This is a genomic window from Marinilactibacillus sp. XAAS-LB27, from assembly GCF_036039175.1.
Taxonomy (GTDB): domain Bacteria; phylum Bacillota; class Bacilli; order Lactobacillales; family Carnobacteriaceae_A; genus Marinilactibacillus.
This window is the reverse complement of sequence record NZ_JAYXKP010000007.1, coordinates 110979-128246: the sequence shown is the minus strand read 5'-3', so window position 1 is coordinate 128246 and position 17268 is coordinate 110979. Positions and strand designations below refer to the sequence as shown.

The following is a 17268-nucleotide window of genomic DNA, read 5'->3' as shown; positions in this document are numbered from 1 at the left end:
TACTTTGCCTGTAACTCACTATGTTCGAACAGGCAAAACAAAAACGCCGCATTCGATTTCTCTTTTTGGGAGAAGTTCGAATGCGGCGTTGGTTAAATTCACTCATAAAATGTTACTTAATTTTATTTGTGCGCCCCATTCGATTTCTCGTGAAATCTATGGGACGCTGTTGTCAGCAGCTTAAAGCTCTTTAGCCTCCATAGATTTAATCTTAAAGAAGCTAAAGTAATAACTATTCAATTGTGGAGCCATTTCGATTTGTAATTGTCTATTCATCTCAATTTCTCTCCTTCAATCAATTAGTATCAGCTGTTGTTCAACTGTGACCCAATACTAGCAATTAGATTTATCCTTGTCAACAGTCATTCTCAAAAAATCTCAAATATTTTTTTAATGTTCTTTTTCAAATTCTCATTTTTCAGCTCAACCATAAGGGTTTGTTAGCAAATTTACCCTCGCAAAAAAAGTTTCAAAATAAATTCTGTTTGTGTTTTATTTTTCTTTTGTCTATACTTCAAACCAATATACAGATAACGAAAGGAGCTTACCATGCACTTTTACGGTTTATTTGGAGAGTCACTTTCCCATACGCTTTCCCCGGCTCTACATAAACAGATTTATCGGAAGTTAGGAATCGACGCTGCTTATAAAGCTTTCGCATTCAAACCAGAACTCCTTGAGCAAGCTATTTCTGGAGTACGCGCCTTAACAATCAATGGTGTAAATGTGACCATCCCTTATAAAGAAAAGGTCATTCCCTATTTAGATGAACTGGATTCCTTTGCTAAAAAATTGAATGCTGTTAATACTATAGAACATAGAAACAACAAATTAATCGGACATAATACCGACTACTCTGGTTTTGGTTTGATCTTTGAAAGACGAAACTGGGTAATTGAAGGTAAAACAGCACTCATTCTAGGAACAGGTGGTGCTGCGAAAATCGTTGAAGCCTATCTTCTTGATCATGGTATTGATCACCTTATTATCGCTTCAAGGTCACCTGAACGATTCGAGAATACTGATAAAAAGACCTATACCAATTACGAATCGTTGTCTTCTTATAACGGAGACTATCTCATTAATACGACACCTATTGGTATGTATCCAGATATTGCGTCTTCTCCTTTGAATGCGAGCGTTGTTCATCAGTTTGATACAATTATAGATTTAATTTACAACCCAGAAATGACTACTTTGTTGCAATTAGGTGTCCAGCAACATAAGCAAGTCGCTAATGGATTAGATATGCTAGTTGGACAAGCTGTCAAAGCAGTTGAAATCTGGGAAAACTGCACAATCGAGAACAGTCTAGTCGATGAACTGATCGATTACTTTCAAAATAAAGTGAGTGAAACAAAGTGAAAACAAATATCGTTTTAATCGGTATGACCGGATGTGGGAAAACAAGCTTCGGTAAAACATTAAGTATCAAATTAGACCGTCCTTTTCTTGATACAGATGAAATTATTGAAGATACAACCCGTCAGACGATACCAGAATTATTCAAGATTGGTGAACCTCATTTTAGAACAATCGAAACAACGATTTGTCAGCAAGTCGCTTCCGAGTCTTCCTATAGTATTATCTCATGCGGTGGTGGTGTGATCTTAAAAGAAGAAAATATACAGGCACTCAAAAAAACTGGATGGATTGTATTTATCGATCGACCTGTAGAGAACATTGTTAAAGATATTCAACTGGATCATCGTCCTTTATTAAAAGAGGGTGTTAATAAACTATACCAATTACATGATGACAGAATCGCTCTTTACCGTTCTGCTGCTGACTTCATTGTTGAGAATCACTCCGATGAAGCTTACGTGCTCACGACAATTGAAAAAAATCTTCCCGAAACCATCAAAAAAGGAGTAAGCAAATGAATTTACTGATTCTCAATGGACCGAATCTGAACTTTCTGGGTATTCGTGAACCGGATATCTACGGTACTCAGACTTTAAAAGATATAGAAGACCATATTGAGCAATATGCTACTAAGCTTGGCCATCAGTGTACCTTTTTTCAAAGTAATTCTGAGGGTGCTCTGGTCGATCGTTTGCAGCAAGCGCATATGGATGAAGTAGACGGTATTATTTTTAACCCGGCTGCTTATACACACTATAGTTATGCGATTCATGATGCCGTTAAAGCCATCTCAGTCCCTACTGTAGAAGTCCATCTGAGTGCGATTCATGCTAGAGAGTCGTTTAGAAAAGAATCCGTTGTTGCCCCTGCTTGTATTGGGCAGATCTCTGGATTTGGTCCTACAGGTTATACACTAGCGATTCATGCTTTAGAAGAAAAATCCGTTTAAAGGAGTTTGAAATGAAAATTGCACTTATAGGCTTAGGCGCGATTGGTGGTTCATTTGCTATGGGCCTCAAAGCGGCAGGATACAAAGAGGTTTACGGTGTGGATCTTGATCCAGAAACGATTGCAACTGCAGAAAAAGAAGCGCTGATCATTAAAGGTTACGCCGATGCAAAAGCCCTTTTACCTGATATGGATCTTGTGTTACTTTCGCTTTATCCAAATCAGATTCCGCTTTTTGTAAAAGAACACCGCGACGTATTTAAATCATCAGTCATTTTAACAGACGTGACCGGTGTAAAAACAGCTATCATTGATCAAGTGATGCAGTTCTTACCAGAAACAGCTGACTTTGTCTTTGCGCATCCAATGCGCGGAAGTGAAAAAAAGGGGATTTCTGGAGCTGATCATAAAAGATTTATTGGAGCAAATGCGCTTATCACACCGATTCCTTCTAACAAAGAAAGTAACCTTGCATTGGTGGAACAACTTTACCATGATATCGGATTTAAAAACCTTTCACGGGTTTCTCCAGAACTACACGATGAACAGATCGCTTATGTTAGTCAACTGATGCATGCGCTCTCTGTTGCTGTAGTGAATAGCAGTCAAGCTTCCGAAGAAACGTTAACTTTTGCAGGAAATAGTTTCAAAGAACTTACCCGCATTGCAGATATTAATGGTGACTTATGGAGTGAATTGTTTTTGAATAATCGTTCTGCTCTCTTAAATTCTATCGAAGCATTCGAAGACGAACTCGACAAACTTAAACAGACATTAGTCAAAGACGATGAGGTAGCTTTAAAATCCATTTTCAAAAAAGCCAGTACTCAGAGAAGAGATTGGTACTAAAAAGAAGGAAACTCTACTATTTTTCAAGTAGAGCTTCCTTCTTTTGTATTATTCTTCCATTGTTGAAAACACGTAAACCTCTTTCCCCTTCAAATTAACCGTTTTCTTGATCTGCATCCCATTTGCTTCTGCAACTTTTCTTGAACCTTTGTTACCTACATGAACTAAAGAAATGATCTCATCTAAGTGGAGCTGTTGTTCTCCAAATGCTCTCAAGGCCGTTGCGATTTCTGTAGCGTAGCCATTTCTCCAATGTTCTTCCGCAATCCAATATCCGATTTCCATATATTCTATTCCTTCGATCGTTTGAGGGAGAAACCCAGCATGTCCAATCGGTGTTCCGCTATCTTTTAACTCGATGACTTTCAGCCCCATATACGTATTACCTTCATACAACTTGAACATTCGCCCTAAAGCAGCTTTTGTTTGTTCTTTTGTATACACTTCTCCTATGCCTATGTAGCGCACAACATTTGGATTTGAAGTTAAGGTATATAGAAATTCAAAATCTTCTTCTGTATAGTCTCTGAGTCTTAATCTTTTCGTTTCTAGCAACGCCTCTCCTACTTTCTTTTTTTAGAATAGAAAAGATACACAAAGACGCTTTAAGGCGCCTCTCGTGTATCTCATAAACTGTCTTATTTGAAATAATTGATTCCCATAGCACTTTTTACTTCATCAAGTGTTTGTGCAGCAACTTTTTCTGCCTTCTCGCTGCCGGCTTTCAGCATAGCTTGAATGGCATCCAAATCTTTTGAAGCCTCTTCTCGGCGTTCGCGAATCGGTTGTAGTTTAGCTTGAAGCACATCGTTCAAATAACGTTTGATTTTAACGTCGCCCAATCCGCCTTTTTGGTATTGATCTTTCAACTCTTGAACTTTGTCTGTATCTTCATCGAATACATCAAGATAAGTGAATACAACGTTTCCTTCGATCTGACCCGGATCTTCCACTCGGATGTGATTCGGATCTGTATACATACTCATAACTTTTCTCTGAATATCATCTGCTGAATCTGATAAGTAAATACCGTTATTGAGTGATTTGCTCATTTTCCCTTTGCCATCGATCCCAACTAATCTTCCGTGTCCTTTTGGCGGTAAAATGATATCCGGTTCAATTAAAGCATCTGTATGATAAATCCTATTAAAGTCACGCGCAATTTCTCTTGTCTGTTCCAGCATAGGTCTCTGATCCTCTCCTACTGGCACGTGTGTTGCTTTAAAAGCTGTGATATCGGCAGCTTGGCTGACAGGATACATAAAGAAGCCAGCAGGTATGCTTTCATTGAAGCCTTTTTCCTGGATCTCAGATTTCACTGTGGGGTTTCGATTCAATCTGGATACTGTAACGATATTCAAATAATACATCATCAGTTCAGCTAATTGAGGAATCTGCGACTGAATAAAAATAGTTGTTTTTTCTGGATCCAACCCTACTGCAAGATAATCAAGTGCCACTTCTGTTACACTTTTCTGAACTTTTTCAGGTGTTTTAGCGTTATCTGTTAAAGCTTGCTGGTCAGCAATCATAACATAAACATGGTTATCTGGATCTTGTTGCATGTTCAAACGATTTTGAAGAGATCCTACATAATGTCCTAGATGCAATTTCCCTGTAGGACGGTCTCCTGTCAAGATGATTCTTTTCATAAATCCTAGCTCCTTAATGTTGTAATTGGCTTTTACTTATTGTATCGTAATCATACTATATAAAACAACGTAGAATCTGTTTATTTTAGAGAACTTTTCACCCTTTCGTGCAATCAAAAACCAGTCTAAGGTCTGATGCAAAATTAGTTGGATAAGCGTACAGTGATGATAGTAGCATTAAAACATATGAACATTATTACAAGTACTTTTAACAATTCGTAAAATTTGCGTGATATTTTTGAAATTCAGTCTATTTTATAGAATTTTTAGAGTATAATGAAGACAATCAATTTTGGAGGACGATATGAAGATATTAATTACAACAGAATGGTACACTCCAACTGTTAACGGTGTAATCACTTCTATTATCAACCTAAAAGAGATTTTGACAGACATGGGACACGAAGTCCGCATACTGACTCTATCAGAAAAATCCAACTCTCATATAGATGAAGAGCAGGGTTTATATTCAATGCCTTCTTATGGTGTCGGAAAAATTTATCCCGGTGCACGAGTGGCTTTGACGATGGATGATGATGTGTTGTCTCATATTGTGGACTGGAACCCTGACGTTATTCACACTCAGTGTGAGTTCAGCACGTTTAGAATCGCAAGAAGAATCTCTCAGACTCTAATGATTCCAATAGTGCATACATATCACACTGTCTATGAAGATTATACGCATTATTTCTCACCAAATAAAAAATGGGGCAAAAAGGCTGTTGCTTTGTTCAGCAAAAGAGTCTTGAACCATTCTGATGCCGTGATTGTTCCGACAAAAAAAGTCGAATCCCTTTTAAAAGGATACAAGGTAAATCAGCCTTTACATGTTATTCCAACAGGTTTGGATTTAGAGAAATTCAACAAACCTGTTAAACAGCAAGAAATCACTGCACTGAGACGCTCTCTTTCTATACCAGATGATTGTTCCGTACTTGTCAGTGTTGGAAGAATCGCTAAAGAAAAAGATCTTGAGGAAATCATTTCTTACCTTAAAGAACTTGATGATCCAAAACTTCGACTTTTGGTTGTCGGAGATGGTCCTTACAGAGAAACATTGGAAGATTTTATTGATGAGATAGACGCTCGTGCCTTTGTAGTCTTCGCCGGCATGGTCGATCCTAGTGAAATCGCTACTTACTATCAGGCAGGAGATCTTTTTGTCAGTGCGTCTACTAGTGAAACACAAGGTCTTTCTTATATCGAAGCCCTTGCAAGTGGCGTATTTGCTTTATGTAGAAAAGATGATTGTCTAATTGACGTCATTGAAGATGGAGAGAATGGATTTCAGTATACTCAATTTTCTGAATTCAAGTCTTCTCTTTATACTCTATTAGCTCAAGATGATTTTGATGATTCAAAAAAACTGGCAGCACAAAACAAAATCGAAGAAACGTACTCTATCGAGGCTTTTGGAAAAAATGTGGAACTGGTCTATTTAGAAGCCATCAGAACCCATACGCATCAGCACGTTTTCTCTCTCTAGGAATGAGGATTTAATTGGAACACTTCAACAAGAAAGTCTTACTGTATAAAGGTTCAGAAAAAGTCATCACTCAAAGTGGGATTGGTGAAGCACTTCGTCACCAGAAACAAATGTTAGAATCTTTGAATGTGACTTATACTGAAAATCCTAAAGAAGACTATGACGTAGTGCATTTGAATACGATACTTCCCGACTCCGTATTTATGGCGAAAAAAGCTCATAGAGATGGGAAAAAAGTCATCTATTATGGACATTCCACTATGGAAGATTTTAGGAATTCTTTCCGTGGATCCAATATGATTGCGCCACTTTTCAGAAAATGGCTGCAGTATTGCTACCGCCAAGGAGATATCATTGTTACTCCAACAGTATATTCTAAAAAACTATTACTGAATTACAGATTAAACCGGCCCATCGTTTCTTTATCGAACGGAGTCGATACCGCTTATTTTACTAAAGTATCTTCTAATGGCGCGCGCTTCAGAAATCAGTATCACTTGGCCGAAGATCAGAAGGTCATTGTTTCCGTTGGACACTTGATCGAACGGAAAGGTATTCTAGACTTTTTAACCTTAGCTAGACAGTATCCTGAATACTTGTTTTTCTGGTTTGGACATACATCAAAGTCTCTTATGACTCGTGCCGTTCAAAATGCCATTAAACACGCTTCAGATAACGTACGATTCCCTGGATTTGTTTCTTCTTCTGAACTACGAGATGTCTACTCTGGTAGTGATTTATTTCTATTCATGACACAGGAAGAAACAGAAGGTATTGTACTGTTAGAAGCTTTAGCTAATGAAATTCCTGTATTGGTTAGAGATATTCCAATTTATAAAGAGTGGTTACCCGATAAGACAGTGGTTTACAAAGCATCCACTCTAGAAGAATTTAAAAAAATACTTCCATTGATTTTAGAGAAAGAACTACCCTCACTGACTACCCCAGGTCGCCATGCTGCTGAACAGCTTGACCTTCAGAAAGTGAGCCTGGATCTAGCTATTATTTACAAAAAATTATTCAATGATTAACCGTTAACAATTGGATTTATACGATAGAGAGAAAGTTTTGAGGTTGACTCGATGCTTTCTCTCTTTTTATCTAAATAGATTTAGTATCTATTATTTATAATTTCACTAAGGATGACTGTTTCTCATTGTATTCTTATCTCATTCTATTTACAATTATATAAACATATTCATCTGGTTTAATTTTCGATCCTATTCCTTTAAATCAGTAAATCAGGAGGCTATACCTTTGACTTATTCAGTACAAACAGAGCAATCCATTGCAAAACTACATACATTAATTGATACGGTCGATCAGATTGTAATCGGTAAAAAGGAAGTTACCCGACATACCTTGATTGCCATGCTGGCAGGCGGTCATGTCCTTTTTGAAGATATTCCCGGTGTAGGTAAAACGCTCCTGATCAAAACCATAGCCAAGTGTCTGGAAGCTGATTTCTCACGAATTCAATTCACCCCAGATTTGATCCCTTCTGACATCATTGGTTTTTCCGTACCCAACATGCAAGATGCTCAATTCGAATTTCGACACGGTCCCTTATTCAATCAGATCATACTAGCAGACGAAATCAATCGTACTTCTCCTAGAACACAGGCTGCCATGCTGGAAGCCATGTCTGAAAAGCAAGTTACACTTGATGGTAAGACCCATTTATTACCGGACCCTTTCTTTGTTTTGGCTACTCAGAATCCTATCGACTACGAAGGAACCTATCCTTTACCTGAAGCTCAGCTCGATCGTTTTCTTTTTCAACTTTCTCTAGGATATCCTAGTAAAGAACAGGAAATCCGAATGCTCGAATCTCCAGATCAATTAAACTCAATAGAACAATTACAACCAATTTTATCTTTGGAGGAATTCAATACACTTAAAGAACTCGTAAAATCTGTTTATGTCAATCCTCAACTATTAGATTATATGATTATGCTTGTTGACCGTACCCGTAACCATTCTGAACTTAGACTTGGTATTAGTCCGAGAGGAACCCAGTATTGTCTAGCTGCTGCACGAGGACAGGCTCTTTTAAGTGGTCGTGATTATGTCACTCCTCAAGATATTTTATCTATTATCAAACCTTTATTTAGACATCGTCTTTTATTTGTAAATAGAATGACCGCTCAAACAATTGATGCCTTTATTGACGAATTGATCAGCCAGGTAGATATCCCTACTAAAATCAGGAGCTCGAAATGAAGCTGCGTTTTATCAATTGGCGTGGATTCGTGTTCTTATTGGTGTACTTTTTTACCATTCTCTACACATTAACTTTTCCTTCTTCTGTATCCTGGTTTATCTTCTATAGCTTTTCATTTGTTTTACTGGCAGCTTTTTTTTCAGCTCGCCTGAAGGTCTATTTCAAGAATATTCAATGGGTTGTTACGGAAGATAATCGTTTAGATCTTTCTTTTACTCTTTATAGAAGATGGCATCTCTTATTCTTATTATCTTCATTTGAATTGATTTTAACTGATCAGCAAGGTACTCAGCTTTTTCAGACCATTTATCCAGATCTATTTTTAAAGAATCACTCGGAGCTTCGTGCTTTGTCTCAGCCTATGACCAGGGGACATTACGAACAATTAGCTGTTCAAATTCGAGGTATTGGTTTGTTTGGTCTATTTAGACACCGTTCCACGCATTCTCTCTCTGTTGACTTTGCAATTTATCCCAAAAAAGTGCCACAAGATCGGATATTGAAACTTTTATCTAAGCAAGCCATTCGCTTAACAGATTTAGATTCTCTTTCCCACGCCTTTGAAGTCAAGGAATTAAGAGCTTATCAACCCCGTGACGCGATTGGATCTATTGATTGGAAGTCAAGCTTGAAACGGGAACAGTGGATGATCAAAGAGTATGATCGTGAAGACCATTTATCTATCAGTTTGTACTTTTTAGGCTTCTCTTCTTCACAATTTGAAGACTTGCTTAGTTTAGCCTACAGTCTGGATCAGTATCTATCTGCTTATTCTAAAAATGACCTTACCTTATTAGGTTCATTTAGTGGACAGACTGCCAAACATAGCCATCCCAATGATTACCTGACGATTCAATCAAGTGAGGATCATCAGCACTTACTCAAATTACTAGGTCCTTTGGATACGTTTAAAACGACTATTTTAATTATAGCGCCAAGGAATATGTCTTTTCCTGATTCAATCAAAAATACGCCCAACCTTTTTATTTTGGATGAGCGTCAACTGGATTCACTGAAAGGAGGCGCTGAAAAGTGAAAACTTATTTCAATTCTTTATCAGAAGGTATGCGTTCTTTACTAATAGGACTGGTTCACAGTTTTTTACTTCTTCCTGTACTTTTTTTATTTTTACGGATCAATGAATTGTCTGGTTTTGAATCTATTGTCCTCTTTTTCGCGATCACTCAGTTAACGGCTGCCTTTTTCAAAAAATGGTGGTTGTACTTTGTAGTCCAGATCAGTGTGATTTTCGTCTTTCTTTATCGATCCTTTCCGTCTTTGACCGTTGAAGCATCACTGACTAAGTGGCTCTTTAACTTATGGCAATTAGGTCAACAAGAATGGAATCAAGTGATTTCTGGAAGTACGTCTTCCGTACCTTTATTTCTTGCTATTCTAGTCCTATTTGTGTTAGCCACATTACTAACCTTTACCACGATTCATCAAAAATTTGCTTATCCATCCTTTCTTATCGCTTTTGGTTATCTCATGATTTTACACACATTTACAAGTTACGCGATTCTTTCTCAGGCGGTAACCGTTATTGGGTTTGGTGTACTCTTGATTGGTCTTACAAAACTGAATCAAAGCCAGAGTAATTGGTACTTTTTTAAACTTTCTACTTTGACGAGCCTTCTCACGGGTGCACTGGTTGGACTAGCTTACTGGGGAGTCGATTGGTTTATGCCTTCTCAAGAATGGGTTGAAATGAGTACGATCGGTTATCAAAATAGATTAGAAAGCCGTGGATTTTTTGACTGGATTGATGCCCAGTCTCCAGGTTCAAGATACCGCCAGACAGGCATAGGAACCAACGATGAACAATTGGGTGGTCCTTTGAAAAAAGATTACACAAGATTATTTCAGGCTTATCTACCGGAGCCTAGCTACTGGAAAGTGCTTCATCGCTGGAATTATACTGGTGAAGGTTGGTCCAGTTCAAATACTAGTCAATCTGAGCAGGCTTTCTCTCCATACGACCGAGTCCCTTCGTTCTCATCGTTTGGAAACGACGACGGTTATTACGGTGAGACCCTTGAGACAGCCACTATCAACTGGCAAACACCTACCAACTACATTGCTCAACCCTACGGTTGGTCTACATTAAGAGTCGAAGCTGATTATACTCAGTATTCATTAACACATGGTTATTATAGTGACTACTTTGCCCTTGAGAGTCAAAATGATGCGGTTGAAGGTTATTCGATTGACTACTATACGGACTATCCAGATCGTTCTAGCGAAGAAACACTTCGTGGAGATGACGGCTGGCGTACCGACTTTCTGGAGAGTTACTTACAGTATTCTGAGGATACACAAATCGAAGACATCATGACTGTCAATGAGTGGATGACTAATAGTTTCGAAATAGAAGAACTGCAACTCCCGACAGAATTTCCACAACGCGTTAAAGACCTTGCGCAAGAACTAACCGAAGGAATGGATAGTGAGTACGAAATGGTTCGTGCAATCGAATCTTACCTTAAAAGTGAAGGTGGTTATCGCTACAGTTTAAGAGATACTGCTCAGACACCTCCTGGAGAAGATTACGTTGATCATTTCCTATTTGATACTGGCGTTGGTTACTGCGATAATTTTTCGACTGCGATGGTCACCATGTTACGTGCTGTTGGCATACCGGCACGCTGGGTAAAAGGTTTCACGCCTGGCAGTAGTCAAACCGATACTAACGGTGAAAATTATTACCAGATCACAAATGCAAATGCCCACTCTTGGCCTGAAGTTTACTTCCCAAGTGTTGGTTGGGTACCTTTTGAACCTAGTCCTTCATTTGCTAATCCTGTCACGCGAACAGAAGATGATGTCTCTCCTGAGGATGACCGTTTTTCTTTCGATGATCAAGCTGTAACATTGGAAGATCTTGAAACAGAAACGGATACAACAGTCGATGAAACTACTGAAGAAGAAACCTTGTCTGAAGAAGTTGGAGAGGAATCAATAGAGGATCCTGTAGCTGAAGAAGCGAGCGAAACAGAAGAAGCCCAATCTCCTGATCGTTCTCCCTTTTCTATCGCTCTGTTCATGCTTACAATATCTAGTCTGATTCTATTTGTTTTCGGTACACTGTATTTTTCATTACACTTACGTCTTGTGACTTGGTTGTTGAAAAAAGCCATTTTAGGTGATAAGATTTCTCTTGAAAAAGCTTGTCACTGGACATTGCGACTCTTTGACCAGAAACAAAAAAGATTGAAAAGTCAGACTGTTCCTGACTATATGAATACATTTCAGCCATTGACAGAAGAAGATACAAAAACCTTATCTGAGTTCGCTGCATTAACAGATCACACGTTTTATAGTAAAACGAACTCGGACGCATCTATTTCCCCTCTACAAAAAGAAACGTTAATCAGCACGCTGGACATTTTAGCAAGAAGTCTTAAAAGGAAACATTGAGTCAACATAAAAGCAGCCGAACGCCCTTTTAAAAGGTGTTCGGCTGCTTTTGGTTAGTCCATTTTAAGTTTAATTTTATTGAAACCTCTTGTCAGCATCCATCCATCTACAGCCAGTAAGATGACCATCAAAAGATAAACGCCAAACGGTACTAGCTCTTGGATAGCGAACATTCCTACTGCAACAATCCCTGTAATGCCTATAAAAATAACCGTCGCAAAGCATCCTTGATTTGCTTCAGAAGCATTATATTTCTTTGAAAAAGGATAAGTTTGTATTGTACGTTTAACTTCCACTGAGAAGATCAAGACAACTAGCAATAATCCATTCAACAAAGCTGGTAAAATCTCAAAGCCCGAGAAGACTAAAACGACACCTGATAAAATCAAATAGATTGGAAAGACCAACTTCATGATCAACGCTTTGATCATACCTCTCAAAAAGACGCCCGCATTGTCTTCAGAACTCATTCCAAATATCCAACTCCCTTTGAAGTTTTTCGAGTACTTCACTGAAACAGCCAGCATTGGAATGATCAAAAGTGCATAGTAAGGCATATATTTGAATACGGACAATTGATTGATTCCTACTCCGCTATCTTCTGTCAACTGGTATGTTGACCCTATAAGTACAATTGGAAAGATAAAGATGGTTGCCAGAGATGGATATAGTCTCGTTTTGAATTCTCTTTCATTTTTAGTCAATTGCCAAGTGAAATGATAGTAGCCTCTTTCTTTTTTATCCCAGCATAACCACTTACTCGAAAACGTTTCGTACCATGAGCGTTTGTCTGTATCGCCCTCTCCACTTTCAAGTTTCTGCAAGTTTGCTTCTAGTTTATCACTATTGAAATGATACAAAACAATCAACCCGATCGTTCCTCCAACGAGTAACACGATATACATGAGATAAGTCAGTGAAAAGCCATTTTGCAACAGCCCAAATGGTGCAACAAACCATAGCGGAAAGACAAAAATATGCCACCACTGTAAGTTCAATTCAATTGCAAGCATACTTGGGTTGATAAAGCGGAAAGCTTGATTCATTACTTGATAGCCGATAATCGTGAAGACAGAAATTCCGATTTGACTGTAAGCAATGATGTTTTTTAATTTTTCCCCATTGAACCGCTTCAATACCGTTGCATAAGTAATAATCGTCAGTAGTAAACACCAGGTAGAGGCCGTAATCGTTAGTAAAACAGCCAGTAATCCTGCTAGAATACCGTGAATAAAGAAGGTTCCAATCATCATCGGTCCGGAAAGCGCAAGTGTCAACGAAATAAGATAAATAAAGACATGGGTCGCTTTTGCGGCACTCAGCGTCCTTGAAGAGACCGGTTTGGTCCCAATCAGGAGCTGGTCTTTTGTTTCAAGTAGAATACTAGAGAAATTTGCAATTAAAGTCGATAGTAGCATCACGAAGATAAAACTGAAAAACACAGTGTATTGAAACTGGATATCATCAATGGCGAAGACAAATAACAGAATCAAGCTGATTAAAGCGTAAACCCATAGAGATTGAAAGAAAGCATTTTTATCTTTGTCCTCTTCTTTACTGTTACCCCACATAGAATTAGTCGGAATGACTTTTTCCTGTCTGCTATCCATAGTCAGCTTTGTATCAATGATCTTTTCCATGATGGGATAATCTACACCCATACGACGATACATCGGTTCCAGTTTTCTGATGATCTTAATAAAGAAACTTACCTCTTGTTTCTGACTTCCACCAAAAACATTACGCATCATAAGGCGTTTCTCCTTTCATAACTGAAACGAAGGCGTTAGCGAGTTCTTCATATTCATTGAATCCCGTCAACTGATTAAATAACTGCTCAAGTGTTCCATCTGCCACTTTTTGAAGCTCATCAAAATGTCCGTCAGCTACCACACGTCCTTCATTCAAAATGATGATGCGGTCACTGAGTTTTTCTACCGTATCCATAATATGAGAAGAGTAAAAGACGGTTTTTCCTTCTTTCTTTAATTCAGAAAGAATTTCTTTTACGATTTGTACGCTGTTGGCGTCCAGCCCATTTAACGGCTCATCCCAAAATAGAATATCTGGGTTATGTAATAAGCTAGATATAATCAAGACTTTCTGACGCATCCCTTTTGAAAAAGAAGATAAGCGATTCTTAAAGGCTGCTTCAATGCCGAGAATCTGCATCATTTTCAGACTCTTCTCTCGGACTATGTCTTCTTCCAGTCCATATAGTCTACCTACAAAGAGCAAGTACTCTTCTGCAGACAAAGTATCATATAGTTCTGCATTCTCAGGCACATATCCAATCCGAGCTTTATAGGTATCTCCTAAATCTTTAAGAGACTTTCCAAATATAAAGATTTCCCCCATATCCGGTTGCAGTAATCCCAAAATCATTTTAACGGTCGTACTTTTTCCAGCACCATTTGGTCCGATATACCCAATAATTTCTCCTGGGTAGACTGAAAAATCAACGCCTTTTAACACATGATTGCCTCCGAAAGATTTTGTGATTTCTTTCATTTCTAAAATCTTATCCATATATGTACCTCCATAAGTTACGATTAGGAGTATTTTATCATACACCATCCGCACAAAATAGGGATGATTGGACATTTCTTTACCTGAAGGCGCAAATGTATGATACATTCTTTATATTAATATATAAACGATTACATCTATATCTGGAGGGTCTTCTATATGTACATAAATTCATTGAAAAAGTTATCCATCTGGGCTATTGTCTGGCGAAGCGTGCTCACGATGATTGGTATCGAAATTGCTAATACTATTTTGTTCATTGCCATGCAAGAAAATTACCCGGAAGTTTTTGGGTTAATGGTTAATTTATTTTTATATTTCCTGATCTATAAAATTATTATTCGTCAATTATCCAAACAAAACGTCTTCACGACTGGAATTACTGGAGAAGGTCCACCTGAGAAGAAACATTTACTTCCAGTAGTTGGACTAACCATTTTAGTCGCTATCTGTGGAAGTTTGTTTATCTATTTTGCTTTGCGCATCTTTTTGTCTTTCACAGATTTTTATACCTTTTTCATCTCTTATATGGGATTGAATCCTGATGAATTAATAGTCGAGACGCCTTCTTTCCTCTACCTTTTTCCTATTACAGTTATCGCCGCGCCCATCGTTGAAGAAGTCTTCTTTAGAGGTGTGTTGATGAATAAGTGGTCAGAGAAGTATGGAACTTGGAAAGGTATTCTATTCAGCTCGATCATATTTATGATCATCCATTTTAACTCTTTGTTCTTTCCGCAACTGATTTTAGGATTTCTGTGTGCCGTAGTATACACCAAGACAAAAAAACTCATCTACCCTATTCTGACCCATGCGCTTTATAACTTTATCGTCATCATACCTACACTCTTTACAAGTGATACCGCTAGTCTAGAAGAATTGTACATCATTGCCAATCCTACTGCAGAATTCATTCAGGAACTCACGCTTTATTCCATAGTTTTCGTGATTATTCTGGCTGTAACAATCTTATTCATCAAAAAATACGGTAAGGGATTAAAAGCAGACGCCACTCCTTATTTGACGAATATTCCGTCTGAACTTTTGGAGCACGAGCCTGTGCAAAATCTTGACGATATTGAGCACTTTGAGGATTTTTAATGATACATCTACAAGCGAACTGCTTATCTAGAAATCTATTTCGTCCCAACACCTTTCTTTGTTTAAAGGAAGGTGTCGGGATTTTTGCTTATTATGAGAAAATACTTCAATTTTAATGTATCTTTTCTCATTTTTATGTATACTTGGTTTCAAGCAAGACTATCGAATAGATCGAAATTAGGGGGAGATTGTTATGCACCAGAATGAAACATTCAAAGAAGTAGCTATAAAACTAGTATCAGAAAAAGCCTTTCATATGGAATCACTATTTAAATTAATTAGGCAACCGAGTATCAGTGCTCAAAATTTAGGGGTTCTAGAGTGTGCTGATTTACTTCAATCAATGATGGTTGACGCTGGAATTGAAACACAGATATTAGAAACTGAAGGATTTCCTGTAGTCTATGGAGAAGTTTTGCATCCTGATAATGACTTGACCGTTTTGTTTTACGGCCATTACGATATTCAACCACCTGAGCCTTTAGAATTATGGCATTCAGAACCTTTTGAACCAACCATTCGTGACGGTAAAATCTTTGGAAGAGGGACTGGTGACAACAAAGGACAGCTGATTGCACATGTCCTCGCTGTGAAAGCTTTGTTGGAACTCTATGGCAAACTACCGATAAATGTAAAATTTCTGTTTGAAGGGGAAGAAGAAAAGGGGAGTGTCAATTTAGAGGCTTTCGCTGAAAAACATAAAGACTTGCTGAAAGCAGATATTGCCTACACAGCAGATGGACCGATGGAAGGAAAAGATCAGCCTTCTGTTACTTTAGGAAATCGTGGTCTTTTGTATATTGAATTGAATGCTAAAGGCGCTTTAAGAGATAACCATTCTGGAAACAAAGGAAATATTGCGCCCAATCCTGCAATGGACCTCATCAACTTGATTCGTTCTATGGTTGACGAAGAAGGGACCGTTTTAATTGATGGCTTTTATGACAACATTCTGACACCAACGGAAGAAGAACTGGATCATATCCGCTCGCTACCCTTCAATCCAGACGCGATTGCTGAAGTCATTGGTATCGATGAAATCAAGATGTCTGTTGAAGAGTATTATAAGAAACTCTGTCTCTCTCCAACTTTTAACATCGCTGGATTTGGGAGTGGATATACCGGAGAAGGTACTAAAACCATTATTCCAAGTGAAGCAAAGGTAAAAATCGACATGCGTTTAGCCGCTGATCAAGATCCAAATCAGATTTTTAACTCTATTTTGAATCATGTTAAACAATTTCAATCAAAAAGCAGCATCTCTGTTGACTATTTAGGTGGTGTCAAACCTTCTAGAACCCCTATGCACTTGGAGATTGTCCAAAAAGTGATTCAGGCAGTAGAAATCTCACACGGTAAATCCCCAGTCGTTCTGCCGGCTCTTGGCGGGACAGGACCGATGTATATCTTCACAGATATCTTAGGTATTCCATCTTTAACGATTCCTTATGCCAATGTGGATGAAGATAACCATGCACCTAATGAAAATATCGGCGAAAAAGAATATTTAGACGGTATTCGAACAACTTGTGCGACCATTTTATACCTTGGAGATCAAATTTAAAGTAGGATTTTCTCAAATTAGTATACTTAAACGTACTCAATTTTAAGATTAGACGTGTATTCTTTAAACTCACTTGCTATTTCGATCTCAGTTCCAACAATCAGACGTGTATTCTTCAAACTCACTGCTATTT

The 17268-nt window shown here is 38.1% G+C and carries 15 protein-coding genes; 11 read left to right on the top strand and 4 right to left on the bottom strand.

Going from position 1 to position 17268, the window contains the following annotated elements:
* The first annotated feature begins 549 nt into the window (after positions 1-549).
* From aroE to VXN63_RS09840, 4 genes are read left to right on the top strand one after another with little or no spacing between them, the layout of a single operon-like run.
* The gene (gene aroE / locus VXN63_RS09855) at positions 550-1365 is read left to right on the top strand and encodes a shikimate dehydrogenase (RefSeq protein ID WP_327757889.1); all 816 of its coding nucleotides are present in this window, start codon (positions 550-552) and stop codon (positions 1363-1365) included.
* Positions 1362-1883 (top strand): shikimate kinase, encoded by a 522-nt coding sequence (locus tag VXN63_RS09850; protein WP_327757888.1) that lies wholly within the window; start codon positions 1362-1364, stop codon positions 1881-1883. Before aroE ends, VXN63_RS09850 begins: the two co-directional genes overlap by 4 nt.
* On the top strand, positions 1880-2314 hold the full coding sequence (aroQ, locus tag VXN63_RS09845; protein ID WP_327757886.1) for a type II 3-dehydroquinate dehydratase: 435 nt from the start codon (positions 1880-1882) through the stop codon (positions 2312-2314). The genes VXN63_RS09850 and aroQ overlap by 4 nt, the downstream gene beginning before the upstream one ends.
* A gap of 11 nt (positions 2315-2325) precedes the next feature.
* Positions 2326-3162 (top strand): prephenate dehydrogenase, encoded by an 837-nt coding sequence (locus tag VXN63_RS09840; protein ID WP_327757885.1) that lies wholly within the window; start codon positions 2326-2328, stop codon positions 3160-3162.
* A gap of 48 nt (positions 3163-3210) precedes the next feature.
* Here the strand turns inward: VXN63_RS09840 and VXN63_RS09835 are convergent, their stop codons facing one another.
* On the bottom strand, positions 3211-3717 hold the full coding sequence (locus VXN63_RS09835; protein ID WP_327757884.1) for a GNAT family N-acetyltransferase: 507 nt from the start codon (positions 3715-3717) through the stop codon (positions 3211-3213).
* A gap of 83 nt (positions 3718-3800) precedes the next feature.
* Positions 3801-4814, bottom strand: a complete 1014-nt coding sequence (gene trpS, locus VXN63_RS09830; RefSeq protein WP_327757883.1) for a tryptophan--tRNA ligase — start codon at positions 4812-4814, stop codon at positions 3801-3803.
* A gap of 304 nt (positions 4815-5118) precedes the next feature.
* On the opposite strand from trpS, the gene VXN63_RS09825 reads away from it, so the two are divergent.
* The 5 genes from VXN63_RS09825 to VXN63_RS09805 all read left to right on the top strand — a co-directional run bounded on the left by VXN63_RS09825 (position 5119) and on the right by VXN63_RS09805 (position 11941).
* On the top strand, positions 5119-6300 hold the full coding sequence (locus VXN63_RS09825; protein ID WP_327757882.1) for a glycosyltransferase: 1182 nt from the start codon (positions 5119-5121) through the stop codon (positions 6298-6300).
* Positions 6301-6314: 14 nt separating this feature from the next.
* The gene (locus VXN63_RS09820) at positions 6315-7331 is read left to right on the top strand and encodes a glycosyltransferase family 4 protein (protein ID WP_327757881.1); all 1017 of its coding nucleotides are present in this window, start codon (positions 6315-6317) and stop codon (positions 7329-7331) included.
* A gap of 226 nt (positions 7332-7557) precedes the next feature.
* Positions 7558-8523 carry an AAA family ATPase gene (locus VXN63_RS09815; protein ID WP_327757879.1) on the top strand — a complete coding sequence of 322 codons (966 nt, stop codon included), beginning with the start codon at positions 7558-7560 and terminating at the stop codon, positions 8521-8523.
* Entirely contained in the window at positions 8520-9560 is a 1041-nt protein-coding gene (locus VXN63_RS09810) for a DUF58 domain-containing protein (RefSeq protein ID WP_327757878.1), read from the top strand. The genes VXN63_RS09815 and VXN63_RS09810 overlap by 4 nt, the downstream gene beginning before the upstream one ends.
* Positions 9557-11941: a transglutaminase-like domain-containing protein gene (locus VXN63_RS09805; protein ID WP_327757877.1), complete on the top strand. Its 2385-nt coding sequence runs from the start codon at positions 9557-9559 to the stop codon at positions 11939-11941. Before VXN63_RS09810 ends, VXN63_RS09805 begins: the two co-directional genes overlap by 4 nt.
* Before the next feature lie 53 nt (positions 11942-11994).
* Here the strand turns inward: VXN63_RS09805 and VXN63_RS09800 are convergent, their stop codons facing one another.
* Positions 11995-13692, bottom strand: a complete 1698-nt coding sequence (locus tag VXN63_RS09800; protein WP_327757876.1) for a hypothetical protein — start codon at positions 13690-13692, stop codon at positions 11995-11997.
* Positions 13682-14470, bottom strand: a complete 789-nt coding sequence (locus VXN63_RS09795; RefSeq protein ID WP_327757875.1) for an ABC transporter ATP-binding protein — start codon at positions 14468-14470, stop codon at positions 13682-13684. Before VXN63_RS09795 ends, VXN63_RS09800 begins: the two co-directional genes overlap by 11 nt.
* Positions 14471-14629: 159 nt before the next feature.
* On the opposite strand from VXN63_RS09795, the gene VXN63_RS09790 reads away from it, so the two are divergent.
* Both VXN63_RS09790 and VXN63_RS09785 read left to right on the top strand, forming a co-directional pair.
* Complete coding sequence (locus VXN63_RS09790) at positions 14630-15571, top strand: CPBP family intramembrane glutamic endopeptidase (RefSeq protein ID WP_327757874.1); 942 nt, start codon at positions 14630-14632, stop codon at positions 15569-15571.
* Positions 15572-15764: 193 nt separating this feature from the next.
* Positions 15765-17135 carry a M20/M25/M40 family metallo-hydrolase gene (locus tag VXN63_RS09785; RefSeq protein ID WP_327757873.1) on the top strand — a complete coding sequence of 457 codons (1371 nt, stop codon included), beginning with the start codon at positions 15765-15767 and terminating at the stop codon, positions 17133-17135.
* Positions 17136-17268 lie beyond the last annotated feature (133 nt).

Bases quoted from the DNA above. Each gene is read 5' to 3' on its own strand.
- aroQ (WP_327757886.1), top strand. From the start codon at position 1,880: ATGAATTTACTGATTCTCAATGGACCGAATCTGAACTTTCTGGGTATT.
- VXN63_RS09785 (WP_327757873.1), top strand. From the start codon at position 15,765: ATGCACCAGAATGAAACATTCAAAGAAGTAGCTATAAAACTAGTATCA.
- VXN63_RS09840 (WP_327757885.1), top strand. From the start codon at position 2,326: ATGAAAATTGCACTTATAGGCTTAGGCGCGATTGGTGGTTCATTTGCT.
- aroE (WP_327757889.1), top strand. From the start codon at position 550: ATGCACTTTTACGGTTTATTTGGAGAGTCACTTTCCCATACGCTTTCC.
- trpS (WP_327757883.1), bottom strand. From the start codon at position 4,814: ATGAAAAGAATCATCTTGACAGGAGACCGTCCTACAGGGAAATTGCAT.
- VXN63_RS09825 (WP_327757882.1), top strand. From the start codon at position 5,119: ATGAAGATATTAATTACAACAGAATGGTACACTCCAACTGTTAACGGT.
- VXN63_RS09810 (WP_327757878.1), top strand. From the start codon at position 8,520: ATGAAGCTGCGTTTTATCAATTGGCGTGGATTCGTGTTCTTATTGGTG.
- VXN63_RS09795 (WP_327757875.1), bottom strand. From the start codon at position 14,470: ATGGATAAGATTTTAGAAATGAAAGAAATCACAAAATCTTTCGGAGGC.
- VXN63_RS09800 (WP_327757876.1), bottom strand. From the start codon at position 13,692: ATGATGCGTAATGTTTTTGGTGGAAGTCAGAAACAAGAGGTAAGTTTC.
- VXN63_RS09790 (WP_327757874.1), top strand. From the start codon at position 14,630: ATGTACATAAATTCATTGAAAAAGTTATCCATCTGGGCTATTGTCTGG.